This is a genomic window from Luteibacter sp. CQ10, from assembly GCF_040900725.1.
GTDB lineage: Bacteria > Pseudomonadota > Gammaproteobacteria > Xanthomonadales > Rhodanobacteraceae > Luteibacter.
On sequence record NZ_JAEUYM010000008.1, the window covers coordinates 17008 to 32921 of the forward strand.

The following is a 15914-nucleotide window of genomic DNA, read 5'->3' on the forward strand; positions in this document are numbered from 1 at the left end:
GGCTCCATGCAACCACTCAAGACGATCTTCATGTTTTCCGGGCAGGGCTCGCAGTACTACCGCATGGGCGAACCGCTGTACGAGGGCAACGAGGTGTTCCGCCACTGGATGGACCGCCTCGACTCGCACGCCCGCGTGCTGTGCGGCAGCTCGATCGTCAGCCTGGTCTACGATCCGGCCCGGTCGCGGTCGGACACGTTCGCTCGCACACCGCTGAGCGGACTGGCGATCTTCATGGTCGAGTACGCGATGGCGAAGGCCCTGGAGGCCGCCCACGTGCATGCCGACCTCACCCTGGGCGCCAGCCTGGGCAGCTACGCGGCAGCGGCCGTGGCCGGTGCGATTTCGCCCGAGAACGCGCTGGCGACGATCCTGCGCCAGGCGCGGGTCATGGAACAGCATTGCCCGCCCGGCGGGATGCTCGCCGTCGTCGCCGACCCGTCGCTGTACGACATGCCGGAAATCGCCACGCGCGCGGACCTGGCCGCGGTCAACTTCTCTTCCCATTTCGTGGTGGCCGGACTGGACGCCGCGCTGGACGAGGTCGAGCGTTTCCTCGACGCGCGCACCGTGCCGTATCAGCGACTGCCGGTCACCCACGCGTTCCATTCGCGCTGGATCGACGCCGCAGGCCAGCCGTTGCGGGCGTGCTTCGACGCGTTGCCCATGGGTCCGGCCCGCGTACCGGTGGTCTGCTGCGCCCGGGCCACCGAGTACGGGAGGCTGCCTGGGGACTTCTTCTGGCACGTGGTGCGCGATCCCATCGCCTTTCCGGCAGCGGTCCAGCGGCTGGAAGCCCGCGAGCCGTTCCATTACCTCGACATCGGTCCATCCGGCACGCTCGCCGCATTCCTGCGCTACCTTCTGCCGTCGGGTTCGGCTTCGCGCATCGGCAAGGTGCTTTCGCCGCTGGGCGGCGAACTGAAGAGCTTCGACCAGGTCACCGCGGCCTGAGCACGGGCGCGGGGGATCGGCGCAGCGGCACGAGCGGTATCGGCGCATCCCCCTCCGGCAATGCGAGGCGTGCCTGGATGCGCGCGACCGTGTCGCCGCGCCGCTGGATACACAGGGCGATGAGGCAGTCGTCGATCGGATGCCACTGCCAGAACTCCCAGCGTTCAGGGTCGTCGGCGAGGGCCGGGTCGATCGCGAGCGCGATCGCATCCGTGGCGGTATACGAGAAGGCGAAGCCGTCCAGAGGCAGGGAAAGGCCCATGCCCCGCGCCTTGATGTACGACTCCTTCAGGGTCCAGTACTCGTAGAAGCGGCGCGGTCGCGCCTCAGCCTCGAGCATGGCGAGCGCGGCGACCTCTTCGGTCGAGAAGAAGCGATCGGCGATGTCCAGCGGCGCGGCGCGATGGCGGATGTTTTCCACGTCGACGCCGAGATCGATGTCCCGGGCCACGGCCAGCACGATGAGTCCGCGCGTATGCGACAGGTTGAACGACAGGGCCCGGGCCTCGCCGTGGCCCGGGTCGATCGCGGGGCGTCCGTAGGCGTTGACCGTGAAGCGCCATGCGCCGGCCTCGACCGGCGCGTACCGCGACAGCGTATTGCGTAGCAGCGCGCGGGTGACCCGGTGACGCAGGCGATCGTCCGGGAAGTAAAAGCGTTCGGTTTGCGACCGTTCCTCGTCGCTCATGACGGCGTCGCATCTGGCCCGCGCGACGGGATCGTCGAATTGCGGGTAGCGCGCCATCCACAGGTGCACCTCGCCGGGCAGGAGCGATCGCGTACTCATTCGGTGACGATCGGGACCAGGCGCTTGGCGGCGATGTGCTCTTCGTAGGGATAGCCGAAGGCGTTGTTGACGTAGGTCACCCCGTCGATCCGTTTCGTCCGGTTGAGATGGCTGTGGCCGTAGACGTGCGTGTCGGCGCCCAGTCGGCGAAGCTGCGCGTCGAGGCGCGTCGACCCGAACACGGGAAAGAGCATGCGCACCGAAGCGGGAGCGGAGGCGGGCATGAGATCGATGCGCGGCATGAAATGCGAGAACGTCACCACGCGCTCCGCGCCGGTCGGTGGCTCGCTCGGGTTCATCGCCGCCAGGCGTTCGCTGACCTCGTCCACGTCGGTGCCCTCGGGCCAGCGACACGCGGCGAAATCCATCCAGGTGGAGCGCAGGTTTTCGTCGGGCTCGCCGAAGGAGTAGTCGTACCAGCTCAGCAGGGGAACGACGTGGAGACCGCCATGCCGGAAGGGCCGCATGCTGGCGCCGGCATCGTTCACGCAGGCGGCCACGTCGTCGAACTTCTCCCAGGAGGTCTTGCCCGGCGCGTCGCGAATCACCCAGAGATCGTGGTTGCCGGGCACGAACAGTACCCGCCGGAAGCGCTTCGCGAACTCGGCGACGCACCATGCGAGCAGGTCGAGCCGATCGGTGACGTCGCCGGCCAGGATGAGCAGGTCGTCGCGGTAGTCGAGGTGGGAAAGCCGTTGGACCCAGCGCGCGTTGACCTCGTAATCCACGTGGATATCCGACAGCGCAAACACTCGCATGGCAGGGCGGTCCGCGGCACGGCGTAGCGCCGCCCGAAGCACTTTAGCATGTACCCGGCACGCCGCGCGGGAGCGGTCCGAACAGGGTTGCGGTCCCCTGGGAAATCGGTAATTATCGGTGCGAGGCTGGGTTTTTCCTGCATGTGCAACGGCGTACACCGCCGTCCATCGCTCGCATGCGGGTTCGGCTACGAAAGCACGCGCATAACCGGCTGTCCGGGATCTCACGATGCCGGTGACCATCGTGAGTATCGCTACGTCGAAGCATTCTCGACGTTCAGGGAGCAAGCGGAGGACGTTGATGACTGCATTCGTTTTTCCCGGACAGGGGTCGCAGCAAAAAGGCATGGGGCAGGATCTCTTCGACCTGCCCGAATATCGCGCCGTTGAAAAGGACATCGACGAGCTCGTCGGCTATTCGATGCGCGGACTCTGCATCGACGATGCCGATGGCCTGTTGAAGGACACCCGGTACACTCAGCCGGCCCTGTACGTGGTCTGCTCGCTGCACATGCTCAAGGCGGTGAAGGAGGGCCAGGCACCGCGCTATGCGGCCGGGCACAGCCTCGGTGAGTATTGCGCCCTCGTGGCAGCGGGCGTCATCGACTTCATGACCGGACTGCGCCTCGTGCACAAACGCGGCGAACTCATGGGCCAGGCGCGCGATGGCGGCATGGGCGCGGTCATCGGCCTGTCGCCCGAGCGGATCCGCACGGTGATCGACGACCAGGGTATCCAGGGTATCGACGTCGCCAACTACAACTCGCCTTCGCAGACGGTAATCTCCGGTCCGACGACCGATATCGCCCGGCTCGGCCCGATCTTCGAATCCGCCGGGGCCTCCCTATTCGTGCCGCTGCCGGTGAGCGCGGCGTTCCATTCGCGCTACATGGAACCCTATGCCCGCCAGTTCGAGGGATTCCTGGCCTCGTTCGCGTTCGCTTCGCCGCGGATTCCCGTGGTGGCGAACGTCACGGCGAAACCCTATCCGGGCGATGCGGCGAGCATTCGCGAACTGTTGGTAAAACAGATCACCCAGCCGGTGCGCTGGACCGAAAGCGTCGAGTATCTCCTGTCGCAGGGCGTCACGGACTTCCGCGAAGTGGGTCCGGGCAACGTATTGACCCGGCTTGTCAAACAGATTCAGGACGCCGCGCGAGCCACCGCCGGCTGAGGACCGTATCCCGTGAAAACAGTCGTCACGTTGAGCGTTCGCGGCAGGGCATTCCAGGTGGAGGAAGACGGCTACCGGAAGCTGCGCGAGTACCTGGATTCGCTGGCTCCCACCGACAGGGACGCTACCGAGCGCGTGCTGGCCGGGCGATTGGCCGCGTGCGTGGATGCGACCAAGACGGTGGTCACCTCGACCGAGATCGACGCGATCCTGCGCGATGTCGCCGCAACGCCGTCCGCCGCCGCGACGCCGCCGCTCCGGGAAGAAGGGCGTCGGCTGTACCGCATTCGCGAAGGCCAATGGCTGGCCGGGTTGTGCAACGGGCTGGCCGTGTACTCGAAGGTCGACGTGGCCTGGATGCGCTCCATCTTCATCATCCTCGGCGTGTTCAGCGGGGGCGCGCTGGTGATCCTCTACCTGATCGCGATCTTCGTCGTGCCCGTGGCCGACGACCCGCGCGCGGCCACGCAGACGCGAGACGCCGGGTGAGCGAAATGGCGCAGCGACGATCAGGCCGGAGCCTTCCATGCTGACCATCGCCGCCGATTCGCTGGGTGACGAAGGTTTCAGGGCCGACCACGGCCTTCGCTACGCGTATCTGGCCGGCGCGATGTACAAGGGCATTTCTTCCGCCGACCTCGTCATCGCGATGGGGCGCGCCGGAATGCTCGGCTACCTCGGCGCCGGTGGCATGACCTTCGACGCACTCGAGGCAGCGCTGGTTCGCATACGCGAGCGGCTTTCGGCCGGCGAAGCCTATGGTATGAACCTGCTGTGCAGCCTCGATCGGCCGGATATCGAGGACCACACCGTCGACATGTACCTGCGCCACGGCGTGCGTTTCGTCGAGGCCGCCGCATTCATGCGCATCACGCCTAGCCTGGTGAGATTTCGCCTGCACGGCATCCGGCGCGACGCCCAGGGCCGTGCCGTGTCGCCACGACGCATTCTCGCGAAGGTATCGCGCCCGGAAGTGGCCTCGGCCTTCATGCGCCCGCCGCCGGAAGATATCGTCCGTGCCCTGGTCGCCGCCGGCCGCCTCACCGCGGAGGAGGCGGAGATCGGCGCCGGCATCCCGATGTCCGAGGACATCTGCGTCGAATCCGATTCGGGCGGACACACCGACCAGGGCGTGGCGTTCGCGCTGTTGCCGGCGATGTTCGCGCTGCGCGATGTGGCCATGAAGGAGCATGGCTACCGCTGGCGCATCCGCGTGGGCGCCGCGGGCGGCATCGGTACGCCGCATGCGGTCGCCGCGGCGTTCATCATGGGCGCGGCCTTCGTCATGACCGGTTCGGTCAATCAGTGCACCGTCGAGGCGGGCACCAGCGACGCGGTCAAGGACATCCTGCAGGAGCTGAACGTGCAGGACACCTGCTATGCCCCGGCCGGCGATATGTTCGAACTCGGCGCCAGGGTACAGGTGGCCCGGCGCGGGTTGTTCTTCCCCGCGCGCGCCAACAAGCTCTACGAGCTGTACCAGCGTTTCGGCTCCATCGAGGACATCGACGCGCAGACGCGCCAGCAGATCCAGGACAAGTACTTCCAGCGCTCGTTCGAGGCGGTCTGGGAAGAGACGATGGCGTATTACGCCCGCATCATGCCGGACAGGATCGGCGAGATGGAGCGAAATCCTCGGCACAAGATGGCGCTTATCTTCAAGTGGTACTTCGTGCACACCACGCGACTGGCCATGCAGGGCGTGGCCGAGGGCAAGGTCGACTACCAGATCCATTGCGGGCCGGCCCTGGGCGCATTCAACCAGTGGGTCAAGGACACGTCGCTCGTGCCCTGGCGCAACCGGCGCGTGGCCGACATCGGCGTGCGCCTGATGGAGGGCGCGGCACAGCTGCTGGGCCAACGCTACGCGGAACTGGCGTCGATGCAACGCGCCGGCCACGCGTCTGAACCCGAATCGTTGAGGGCGGTCGGTGGACTGCCATCGTGAGGCTTTGATGGATAAGAACGACATCGTCGCAGTCATCGGCGCCAAGGCGGCGGAAGTGCTTCCCGCCCTGGAAGATCATCGTTTCGTCGCCGAGGACAGCCTGAAAGACCTGGGCGCCAATTCCATCGATCGCGCCGAGATACTCGCCGAGGTGCTGTCGGAACTGAACCTGGCAATCCCGCGCGTGGAACTGTTCGGTCCGCGCAACATCGGCGAACTCGCCGAGCTGTTGCTGGGCAAGCTGCAATCCGCCTGACATGGCGGTCTGGTAAGGATCACGGGCCGCGGGCCTGTCGACAGGGGAGGGTGGAATGCTGGTTGGTATCGAGGCATTGAACGTGTTCGGCGGCACTGCGTGCCTGGACGTCGGCAAACTTGCCGAGCACCGGCGGCTGGACACCACGCGTTTTGAGAACCTGCTGATGAAGGAGAAAGCGGTCGCCTTGCCCTGCGAGGATCCGATCACCTTCGCGGTGAACGCAGCCAAGCCCATCGTCGACGACCTCGACGAGGCGGAACGCGACCGGATCGAACTGCTCATCACCTGTTCGGAGTCGGGCATCGACTTCGGCAAGTCGATGAGCACGTACATCCACCATCATCTCGGACTCAACCGGAATTGCCGGTTGTTCGAGATCAAGCAGGCATGCTATTCGGGCACCGCCGGTTTCCAGATGGCCGTAAATTTCATCCTTTCCCAGGCATCCCCCGGGGCAAAGGCCCTTGTGGTGGCGACCGACATCTCGCGCTTCATGGCCGTCGATGCCGGCGAGGCCCTGACCCAGGACTGGTCGTTCGCCGAACCGAGTTCGGGCGCTGGCGCGGTGGCGATGCTGATCGGCGAGAATCCGGAAGTGTTCCAGGTCGACGTCGGAGCCAACGGTTACTACGGCTACGAGGTAATGGACACCTGTCGGCCGGTGGCCGACAGCGAAGCGGGCGACGCGGATCTTTCCCTGCTTTCGTACCTGGATTGCTGCGAAAACGCGTTCCGTGAGTACCAGCGGCGCGTCGAAGGGGTGGATTACCGCGATTCGTTTCAGTACCTGACCTTCCATACGCCGTTCGGCGGGATGGTCAAGGGCGCCCATCGCACGATGATGCGCAAGGTGGCGCAGGCGCGACCGAACGAGATCGACGATGATTTCCAGCGCCGCGTCACCCCGGGCATGTCGTACTGCCAGAGGGTGGGCAATATCATGGGCGGCACGGTCTTCATGTCGCTGGCCGGAACCATCGACACCGGCGACTATGCGCAGCCAAAGCGGATCGGCTGTTTTTCCTACGGCTCGGGCTGCTGCTCGGAGTTCTACAGCGGCGTAGTGACCGGCGAAGGACAGCAACGGCAGCGTCGCTTCGACATCAAGGGCGGCCTGGATGCGCGCCATTCGCTCTCGATGGGCGAGTATGACGACCTGCTCAGGGAAAGCGCCATCGTGAGGTTCGGCACGCGCAACGTTGCGCTGCACGAGCAGTGGGAACGGGCGGCAAGCATGAATCATGCCGGTCGCCCGCGGATGTACCTGCGCCAGATTCGCGAATTCCATCGCGAGTACGAGTGGACCGCGTGAGCTACGAGACGTTGCAGGTGCGCTTCCAGGATTCGATCTGCTTCCTGCAGTTCGATCGTCCCGAAGCCAACAACACCATCAATGCCAGGCTGGTCGAGGACTGTCATCGCGTCCTCGACGAATGCGAGGGCAGCGCGACAGCCGTGGTCTTGAGCGGCAATGCGGAGACGTTCTGCTTCGGTGCCGACTTCTCGGACATCCGCGATCGGTCCGCGGGTGCCGAGGCCCCCGAGGCCGGCCCCGACCGGCTGTACGACCTCTGGCTGCGCATGGCGACCAGCCCCTTCCTCTGCGTTGCGCACGTGCGCGGCAAGGTCAACGCCGGCGGCATGGGTTTCGTGGCGGCGAGCGACATCGTGCTGGCCGACGAGACGGCGCGCTTCAGCCTTTCCGAATTGCTCTTCGGCCTCATTCCCGCCTGCGTGCTGCCGTTCCTCATCCGACGCATCGGTTTCCAGAGGGCGCACTACCTTACCCTGATGACCCACCCGATCGAAGCGTCGCAGGCGCTTTCATGGGGACTCATCGATGCGCTCGAGCCACAATCGGATGCCCTGCTGCGCAAGCACCTGCTGCGTCTGCGCCGGCTCTCCCCGGTTGCGATCGGGCGCTACAAGCGATACGCCAACCAACTCGCCGGCGGGCTCCAGGCGCAACGTCAGGCTGCGATCGACGTGAACGCCGAGGTGTTTTCCGATCCCCGCAACGTCGAGGGTATCGTCCGCTTCGTCGAGCGGGGGGTCTTCCCGTGGGAGGCATGAATACCATGCCGGGCGGACATCGGCCGCCGTGAGCGTCGAACCTTCCATCGACCGGCTCGTCCTTGGCCTTCGCGCCAGGGATGTTCGCCTCTGGGTGGAGAACGGCGAACTCGCGGTGGACGCGCCGCGCGGCGCACTGCGCGAGGAGGATATTTCCCGGTTGCGTACGCACAAGGCCGAGATCCTCGCCTTCCTCGGTCGACCGGGGCAGGGCGTGGCTCCGCCACCGCTGGTGCCCTCGCCCGGAGACGGGCCGGCCCCGCTTTCTCTCGCCCAGCAGCGCCTCTGGATCGTCGACCAGTTGGCCGGTCCGCGCGGGGCGGCGCGCTACCACGTGCCGTCGGCCGTACGCATGCGCGGTCCGCTCGATGTCGCGGCATTGCGGAGCGCCCTGGATACCCTGGTCGAACGGCACGAGATACTTCGCACCACGCTGTCGCTCGTCGATGGCACGCCGATGCAGCACGTGGGCGATCCCGGCGGATTCGCCCTGCGCCAGGCCGACTTGTCGACGGGTGCCTTGGAAGAGGCGGAGGAGCGCCTCCACCGTCTGCTCGGGGATGAGCTCCGGTTGCCGTTCGACCTGGCCGTCGGACCGCTCGTGCGCGGTACGCTGATCCGGATGGGCACGGAGGATCACGTCCTCTTCGTTACGCTGCATCACGTGGTCTGCGACGGCTGGGCGTCGCAACTGCTCTGGGGCGAGCTTGTGCCGCTCTACGAAGCGTTCCGTGCCGGTGCGCCGGATCCCCTGCCGCCGGTGCGGTTGCGTTATGCGGATTACGCGCGGTGGCAGCGGGCCTGGTTGCGGGACGCCGTGCTGGAAGCGCTTCTCGCCCACTGGACGCGCCGGCTCGACGGTTTTCGTGCGGTCGTGCCGCCGGTAGATCGCGAGCGACCGGTGGTGCCGAGCTTTCGCGGTGCGGTACATGGCTTCGCGATTCCCGCAGAGGACGGAGCGGCGCTGCGCGCCCTGGCCGTCTCGACGGGGGCGTCGCCGTTCATGGCGATGTTCGCCGTGTTCCACGTGCTGCTCCGCCGCTGGACGGGGCAACGAGACCTCGTCGTGTCCACGCCGGCTGCCGGTCGTAACCACCCGGGCACCGAGGCCATCGTCGGCCTGTGCGTGAACAACCTCGTGCTGCGCGCCGCGGCCGGGGAAGGCACGAGCTTTCGCCAGTGGCTGGCCCACGTGCGCGACATCGTGATCGATGCCTATGCGCACCAGGACCTGCCCTTCGAGGAACTGGTCGCGGCATTGCGCGCGGACGCCGGCGGCGCGCCGCCGGCACTGGGCACGATCGCGTTCGCGATGCACGGCAAAGCGGCAGGCGAGACGACCCTCGGCGATGCGACCATGGCGCCGGTCGTCCTGCCCTGGACGACGGCCAAGAACGAATTGACCTTGAGCATCCAGGAAGCGGCCGACGCGTTCTACGGGGCGTTCGAATACGCGACCGATCTCTTCGACGCCTCGACCGTCGAGGATCTGGGCCGGCGTTTCGTCGCCGTGGTTCGACAGGTCGCGGCGTGCCCGGACATCGTGCTCGACGATCTGGACCTGGACCTGGGTGAGTCGCCGGCGCGCGACGAACGATTTCGCGCGCACCGCATCGACGGCGGCGCCGACGCCTCCACGAGCGATAGCATGCCGGCCAGTCTTTGCGTGGCGATGCGCTCGCACGCCGGGTCGGGGCGCCTGCGCCATGAGGTCGTCGCGCGGGAGGGTACGCTCGATGCGCTGCACGCCGCCGCGCTCGCATGCGACGTCGCCGTCGCCGACGTGTTCGTCGCCGCCGCCGTGCTCTATCTCTGCAAGGCCCTGCACACGGAACAGGTGAGGGTGGCCCTGCAGGTATCCGCCCAGGGCGGCCTCGCGGCGGTGGCGTACGCCGCGCGGGCATCCCTGCGTACGGCGGACTTCATCCGGGATTGCGCGACGCGCACGGCCGCCGCCGTGCATGTGGACGGCCACGAACGGCAACCGGCCGCCTGGCGCACCGTGCTCGACGTGGCCGGTGCCACCGACGGTGCCGACGACGCGGAACTCCACGTGCGCTGTCGACTGGACGGCGAGCTTCGGCTGGCATGGAGCGCCGATGCCCGGCATTTCGAGACCTGGGAGGTCCAGGCCCATGCGCATGGTCTGCTCGACCTGCTCGCGCGGCTGGTCGATCCGGTCGCGCTGGACGGCCCCCTGGCCGACCTGCCGCTAGCCGGCGGCGCTGGCCGCGAGGAATCGTTGCGCTTCTCCCGTGGTGCGGAAGTATCCGCGTCCGCCGCGATGGTGCATGCGCTCTTCGAGGCGCAGGTCGAGCGACGCCCCCGCGCCGTCGCGATCGTCGATGGCGATGTCGAGATCGATTACGACGAACTCAATGCCCGGGCCAACCGGCTGGCCCATTACCTGCGTTCGCTGGGTGCCGGTCCGGAAAGCCGGGTCCTGGTGTATGTCGAGCGAAGCCCGGCGCTGATAGTGGCCTTGTTGGCAACGCTAAAGGCGGGTGCGGCCTACGTGCCGGTGGACCCGGCGACATCGGACGCGCGTCTCGGGCACATCCTCGGCCAGACACGTCCCGTGGCGATCCTTACCCAGTCGGCGTTGGCCGCGCGCCTGTCGCGCGCCGCCGCGCCCGTGTTCGCCATGGACGGCAACGCGGATCCGTCGATGTCCCTGCCGTCCACGAACCCGGCGACGCATGCCGCCACCCGTGGGGCCGCCGATGCCGCCTACGTCATCTATACCTCCGGTTCCACGGGCGAACCGAAGGGCGTGGTGGTCGAACACGCGAGCGTGGTCGCGCACGCCCGATGGGCATGCGCGGCGTTCGCGCTGACCGAGACCGACCGCGCGTTGCAGTTCGCGTCGATCAGCTTCGATGCCTCCGTCGAGGAAATTTTTCCCACCCTCGCCGCCGGTGCGGCGATCGTCCTGCGCGCGTCCGGCGTGCCGACCGCGGCCGAACTGCTCCACGGCATCGTCGCGCGACGGGTGACGGTGCTCAACCTGCCCACGGCGTACTGGCACGCGTTCGTCGAGGCGCTGGGTGATACGACGGTCGATACCGGTTCGTTGCGCCTGGTGATCGTCGGCGGCGAGCGCGTGTCGCTGGCCTCGCTGCGACGCTGGCACGCGCTCGCCGGGACGCGCATCGCCTGCCTCAACACCTACGGCCCGACCGAGGGGACGGTCACCAGCACCGCGTATCGCGTACCGGACGACACCGGCTCGCTCGACGACGTGGCCATCGGCCGCCCGATCGACGGCGCGCGGGTCTACGTGCTCGACGAGCACGGGCATCCCATGCCGACGGGAGTGGTCGGCGAACTGTGCATCGGAGGCGCCGGCGTCGCGCGCGGCTACCTGCATCGCGACGACCTCACCGCCGCCCGCTTCGTCGCGGACCCCTTCGTCGAGGGCGGGCGCATCTACCGCACCGGGGATCTCGCCCGTTGGCTTCCCGGCGGCGATCTCGCCTACGTGGGCCGCAACGACGACCAGGTGAAACTGCGCGGCTTCCGCATCGAGCCCGGAGAGATCGAGGCATGCCTGCGCGCGGTCGCGCAGGTGCGCGAGGCGGTCGTCGGCGTCGACCGGTCGGCGGCCGGCGAGCCGATGCTTGTGGCATGGGTGAGCTGCGCCGACGCCGATCGCGCGACGATCGAGGGCACCTTGCGCCAGCGGATCGGCGAGACGCTTCCCGCATACATGCTGCCCGCCGCGTACGTCATCCTCGACGCGTTGCCGATGAACCTCCAGGGCAAGGTGGACCGGCGCGCGTTGCCGCCTCCGCCGCGCGGGCACGATCGTCCCTTCGCGCCTCCCCGCGGACCGGTCGAGACGGCGCTGGCGGACGTGTGGCGCGAGGCGTTGCGCGTGGAGCACGTGGGACGCGACGACAATTTCTTCGAGCTCGGCGGCAGTTCCATCAGTGCGATCGAGATCATCGGAAGGGCGAGTCGCGCGGGCCTGCGCCTGACCCTGCATGCGCTATTCGAGCGTCCCACCGTGGCCCGCCTCGCGGCGACGCTGGCGGATGCTGCGTCGGTCGCGGAAGCGCCGCGCGACGCCGGGCGCGCGGACGCGCTGCAGGCCCCCGAGCGCGGCGCGGAGAGCGGCGACCTGCCATTCACGCCGATCCAGCAGGGGACGCTCGCACAGGGCGAAGAGGCGGTCCGGCACATCGTGTCGTCACAGGTACTGGCGTGCCGCCGGCCGCTGTCACCGGCGCTGCTGGGCGCCGCCTTGCGCAAGCTGGCGATCTATCATGATGCGCTGAGATTGCGCGTGGCGCGCACGCCGGATGGCGGCTGGACGCAGGCGATCGCGCACGCCGCCACGCTGGCCGGCTGCGAGTTGCTGGACGTCGAGCGGTTGAGCGAGGGTGCGGACGTCGGCGAGGCCGTCGCGGCGGCCCTGGCACGCACGCGCGAAAGGGTGGACGCCGGTGCCGGCATGCCTTTGCAGGCCAGCCTCGTCGAGACCGCGGACACCTCGACCCAGGTGCTCCTGCTGGCGGTCCATCACTTCGCGATCGATCCACTTTCGTGGGGCATCCTGTTGCAGGACCTGCAGACCGTATACGAACAGCTCGAGGCATGCCTGCCGGTACGCCTGCCGATCAAGGGCGCCTCCGCTCGGCAATGGGCCGTGGCCCTGGAGGATTACGCCGCATCGCCGGCCGCCGAGACGGACCGGACCTTCTGGCAGGCGTTGCCATGGGCCGCGCACGAACCGCTGCCGGTGGAGCTCGACGCGGGCGGCGATGCGGACCGTTCCGAATGCGTCACCCTGCGCATCGATGCGCGGCGGACGTCCGAGCTGCTGGCACGTGCCGCGCGCGTGCATGCGGCGCAAACGGCCGAATTGCTGCTGGCCGCGCTGGTGCGCGCCCTGTGGCGATGGTCGGGGCGAACGAGTTTCGCGCTCGGCGTCTACCATCACGGCCGGGTCGCCGGCTTCGGCGGCCTCGACGTGTCGCGTACGCTCGGCTGGTTCTCCACGCCGGTGCCGTGCCTGCTCGAACTGGCGGCCGACTCCTCGATGGACGCGACGCTGGCAGGCGTGCGCCAGCGGTTGCGCAAGCTGCCGCACGAAGGTCTCGGCTACGGCGTGCTGCGGCACCTGGGCGAGGTCTCGCGACGCCTCGCGCCCGCGCCCATCGACGTGCTGCTCAACCACCAGGGTGTGCTCGGCGGCGCGGCGACAGGCAGCCTTTTCACCACGCACTTCGACAACCGCGAGTACGCCGATGTGCTGGAGCAGGTATCGCTGCCATGGAAAATGGCGTTGATGAGCAACATCACGGACGGCTGCCTGTGTGTAAATTTCGTCAGCAGCAGGTACTCTCGCGATACGCTGCAGGGCATCGCGGATTCGTTCGAGGCGTCGTTGTCGAGCCTTTCCGGACAGGGGCCATCGCATTGACCCCTCGTCGCACCGGCTACATCCAGTCAACCCACGAAATCAGGGAAACATGATGGCAAGCGTCGATCTGGCTGAAATGGAAGGCGTCTACAAGCGCTTCGGAGACACCACCGCGCTGGACGGTTTCGACCTTCGCGTACGTCGTGGCGAGCTGGTCGCGCTGCTCGGCGAGAACGGCGCCGGCAAAACCACCGCCATCTCCCTGATGCTGGGGCTGCAGACACCCGATGCCGGACAGATCCGCATGTTCGGCCTGCCGCCGGGCGACATGGAGGCGAGGCGACGCCTCGGCGTCATGTTGCAGGAGGTCTTCATGGCGCCGGAACTGAAGGTGCGCGAACTGGTCACGCTGTTCGCCAGCTACTACCCCGACGGTCACGATCCCGACGAGATTCTGCGGATGACCAACACTGACTCGCTGGGTGACCGTCGCTACGGCTTGCTCTCGGGCGGACAGAAGCGACAGGTGCAATTCGCCATCGCGTTGTGCGGCAAACCCGAATTGCTGTTCCTTGACGAACCCACGGTGGGCCTCGACGTGCAGGCCCGGCAAGGCCTCTGGGACATCGTGCGCAAGCAGGTCGACGCCGGGTGCTCCATCCTTCTGACTACCCATTACCTGGAGGAAGCGGAGGCGCTCGCCGACCGTATCGTGGTGCTGGCCAAGGGGCGCGTCGTCAAGTCGGGCACCGTCAAGGAAGTGACCCAATCGATTTCCACCCGCCGGATCACCTGCACCAGCCGTCTCACCGCCGACGAGGTCGGGAGCTGGCCGGGCGTGGCGATCGCGGTGGTCGAGAACGGATCCCTGAAGCTGACCGTGGACCACGCCGAACTGGAATCCACGGTGAGCCGCCTGCTGGAACGGGACAACACACTCGGCGACCTGTCCGTCAGCCAGGCGGGGTTGGCCGATGCCTTCGTGAAGATCACCCAGGAGAACCGCCTGTGAATTCGACCGTTCCCGAACTGGACACCGCGACGATCCAGCGCAAGCGGATGTCTCGCCTGAAGGTATTGCGCATCTATTACCTGGAGGCCAAGTACGAATTCATCCGCTCGTTGCGCAATCCCGGATTCGGCTTTCCCTTCCTGGTGATGCCGGTGGTGCTGTTCCTCGTGTTCAGCGCGCTGGGTTCGCCGCAGAAAGCCGATCCCGACATGCGGCTAGGCTTGTTCAGCGGCATGGCGATTCTCGGCATCATGGGCCCTGCGATGTTCGGTTTCGGCGCCATCCTCGCCGGCGAGCGACAGTTCAAACTGCTGGAGTTCAAGCGCGCCATCGCGATGCCGGCGGCTGCGCACCTGATCGGCAAATTCGTCTGCGCCATGGCCTACGCGGCGATGGTGATCCTGGTGATGATCGCGGTCGGACTGGTCATGGGCCGCATCTCGCTGAACGCGACCCAGGCGATCATGGTCGGCCTCGTGCTGTGGCTGGGCGTGCTACCGTTCTGTGCCATCGGTTTCTTCATCGGTGCCCGTGCCAGCGCGCACGTGGCCAACGGCATCACCACCATCGTGTACATGCCGCAGCTGTACTTTTCCGGCCTGTTCTTCCCGTTGCCGGCCGCCATCGGCTGGATCGCGCTGTTCATGCCGCCGTTCTACCTGAACCAGCTGGTGCTGGGCGTGGGTGGCGCCAAGCACATCTACATCGGCGGAGCATGGTTCCACGTGCTTTTCCTGGCGGTGCTCACCGTCGGGCTGACCTTGCTTACCGTGAAGAAGATGACGCGCCACGGATAAGGGCATCCCCATGACATCGGTCGTCGATTTGAGCGAAGTGGCACCGGGGGTCCTGCAGGTCACGATGCAGGATCGCCAGAACAAGAACACGTTTTCGCCGGAGCTCATGCAGGGGCTCGTCGAGGCTTTCGCCCACATCGAGGCGAATCCGGGCTACCGGGCGGTGATCCTTACCGGCTATGACACCTATTTCGCCTCCGGCGGCACCAAGGAAGGCCTGCACAGCATCCAGCAGGGACGCAGCAAGTTCTCCGACGTGAACCTTTACAGCCTGGCGCTCGACTGCAGGGTTCCGGTCATCTCGGCCATGCAGGGCCATGGCATCGGCGGCGGCTTCGTGTTCGGGCTGTTCGCCGACTTCGTGGTGCTCAGCCGGGAGAGCGTCTACACCACGAATTTCATGAAATACGGCTTCACCCCCGGCATGGGCGCCACCTATATCCTGGCGCGCAAGCTCGGCATTCCGCTCGGCCACGAAATGCTGATGAGCGCCCGCAGCTACCGCGGTGACGACCTCGCCAAGCGCGGCGTGCCGTTCCCCGTGATGCCGCGCGCCGATGTGCTAGGGTACGCCAGAGAGCTGGCGGTGGATCTGGCGGACAAGCCCCGGGGGGCGCTGGTCACGCTGAAGGACCACCTCGTGGGCGGCATGCGTCGCGAATTGCCGGCCGTGATCGAGCAGGAGCTGGCGATGCACGACGTGACGTTCTCGCAGCCCGAGGTAAGGGAGCGGATCGAGCGGCTTTTCGGAAACTGACCATTTGCGCCCGGCGCCGGCCGGGGC

The 15914-nt window shown here is 67.1% G+C and carries 13 protein-coding genes; 11 read left to right on the top strand and 2 right to left on the bottom strand.

Translation table 11 applies throughout. The annotated features are described in order from the left end of the window. The first annotated feature begins 6 nt into the window (after positions 1 to 6). A complete protein-coding gene (locus tag JNG39_RS20755) occupies positions 7 to 954 on the top strand; it encodes an acyltransferase domain-containing protein (protein WP_368313862.1) in 948 nt (315 codons plus the stop codon). Here JNG39_RS20755 and JNG39_RS20760 read toward each other — a convergent pair. Both JNG39_RS20760 and JNG39_RS20765 read right to left on the bottom strand, forming a co-directional pair. After that, the gene (locus JNG39_RS20760) at positions 941 to 1741 is read right to left on the bottom strand and encodes a 4'-phosphopantetheinyl transferase superfamily protein (protein ID WP_368313863.1); all 801 of its coding nucleotides are present in this window, start codon (positions 1739 to 1741) and stop codon (positions 941 to 943) included. The two genes, JNG39_RS20755 and JNG39_RS20760, sit on opposite strands and share 14 nt — an antisense overlap. Next, positions 1738 to 2499: a metallophosphoesterase gene (locus tag JNG39_RS20765; RefSeq protein ID WP_368313864.1), complete on the bottom strand. Its 762-nt coding sequence runs from the start codon at positions 2497 to 2499 to the stop codon at positions 1738 to 1740. Before JNG39_RS20765 ends, JNG39_RS20760 begins: the two co-directional genes overlap by 4 nt. A gap of 301 nt (positions 2500 to 2800) precedes the next feature. On the opposite strand from JNG39_RS20765, the gene fabD reads away from it, so the two are divergent. The 10 genes from fabD to JNG39_RS20815 are packed head-to-tail and all read left to right on the top strand — an operon-like array spanning position 2801 to position 15887. Then, a complete protein-coding gene (fabD, locus tag JNG39_RS20770) occupies positions 2801 to 3673 on the top strand; it encodes an ACP S-malonyltransferase (RefSeq protein ID WP_368313865.1) in 873 nt (290 codons plus the stop codon). Positions 3674 to 3685: 12 nt separating this feature from the next. Further along, positions 3686 to 4162: a PspC domain-containing protein gene (locus tag JNG39_RS20775; protein WP_368313866.1), complete on the top strand. Its 477-nt coding sequence runs from the start codon at positions 3686 to 3688 to the stop codon at positions 4160 to 4162. A 37-nt stretch (positions 4163 to 4199) separates the two neighbouring features. Then, on the top strand, positions 4200 to 5621 hold the full coding sequence (locus tag JNG39_RS20780) for a PfaD family polyunsaturated fatty acid/polyketide biosynthesis protein (RefSeq protein ID WP_368313867.1): 1422 nt from the start codon (positions 4200 to 4202) through the stop codon (positions 5619 to 5621). Positions 5622 to 5628: 7 nt separating this feature from the next. Then, on the top strand, positions 5629 to 5877 hold the full coding sequence (locus JNG39_RS20785; protein WP_368313868.1) for an acyl carrier protein: 249 nt from the start codon (positions 5629 to 5631) through the stop codon (positions 5875 to 5877). 55 nt (positions 5878 to 5932) lie between these two features. Next, positions 5933 to 7192 carry a hydroxymethylglutaryl-CoA synthase family protein gene (locus tag JNG39_RS20790; RefSeq protein WP_368313869.1) on the top strand — a complete coding sequence of 420 codons (1260 nt, stop codon included), beginning with the start codon at positions 5933 to 5935 and terminating at the stop codon, positions 7190 to 7192. Further along, positions 7189 to 7953 (top strand): enoyl-CoA hydratase/isomerase, encoded by a 765-nt coding sequence (locus JNG39_RS20795; RefSeq protein WP_368313870.1) that lies wholly within the window; start codon positions 7189 to 7191, stop codon positions 7951 to 7953. Before JNG39_RS20790 ends, JNG39_RS20795 begins: the two co-directional genes overlap by 4 nt. Before the next feature lie 28 nt (positions 7954 to 7981). Next, complete coding sequence (locus JNG39_RS20800; protein ID WP_368313871.1) at positions 7982 to 13381, top strand: amino acid adenylation domain-containing protein; 5400 nt, start codon at positions 7982 to 7984, stop codon at positions 13379 to 13381. Between the two features lie 52 nt (positions 13382 to 13433). Further along, positions 13434 to 14333 carry an ABC transporter ATP-binding protein gene (locus JNG39_RS20805; RefSeq protein ID WP_368313873.1) on the top strand — a complete coding sequence of 300 codons (900 nt, stop codon included), beginning with the start codon at positions 13434 to 13436 and terminating at the stop codon, positions 14331 to 14333. Beyond that, positions 14330 to 15130, top strand: coding sequence for an ABC transporter permease (locus tag JNG39_RS20810; protein WP_368313874.1), 801 nt, complete (start codon positions 14330 to 14332; stop codon positions 15128 to 15130). Before JNG39_RS20805 ends, JNG39_RS20810 begins: the two co-directional genes overlap by 4 nt. Before the next feature lie 10 nt (positions 15131 to 15140). Next, complete coding sequence (locus JNG39_RS20815) at positions 15141 to 15887, top strand: polyketide synthase (protein WP_368313875.1); 747 nt, start codon at positions 15141 to 15143, stop codon at positions 15885 to 15887. Positions 15888 to 15914 lie beyond the last annotated feature (27 nt).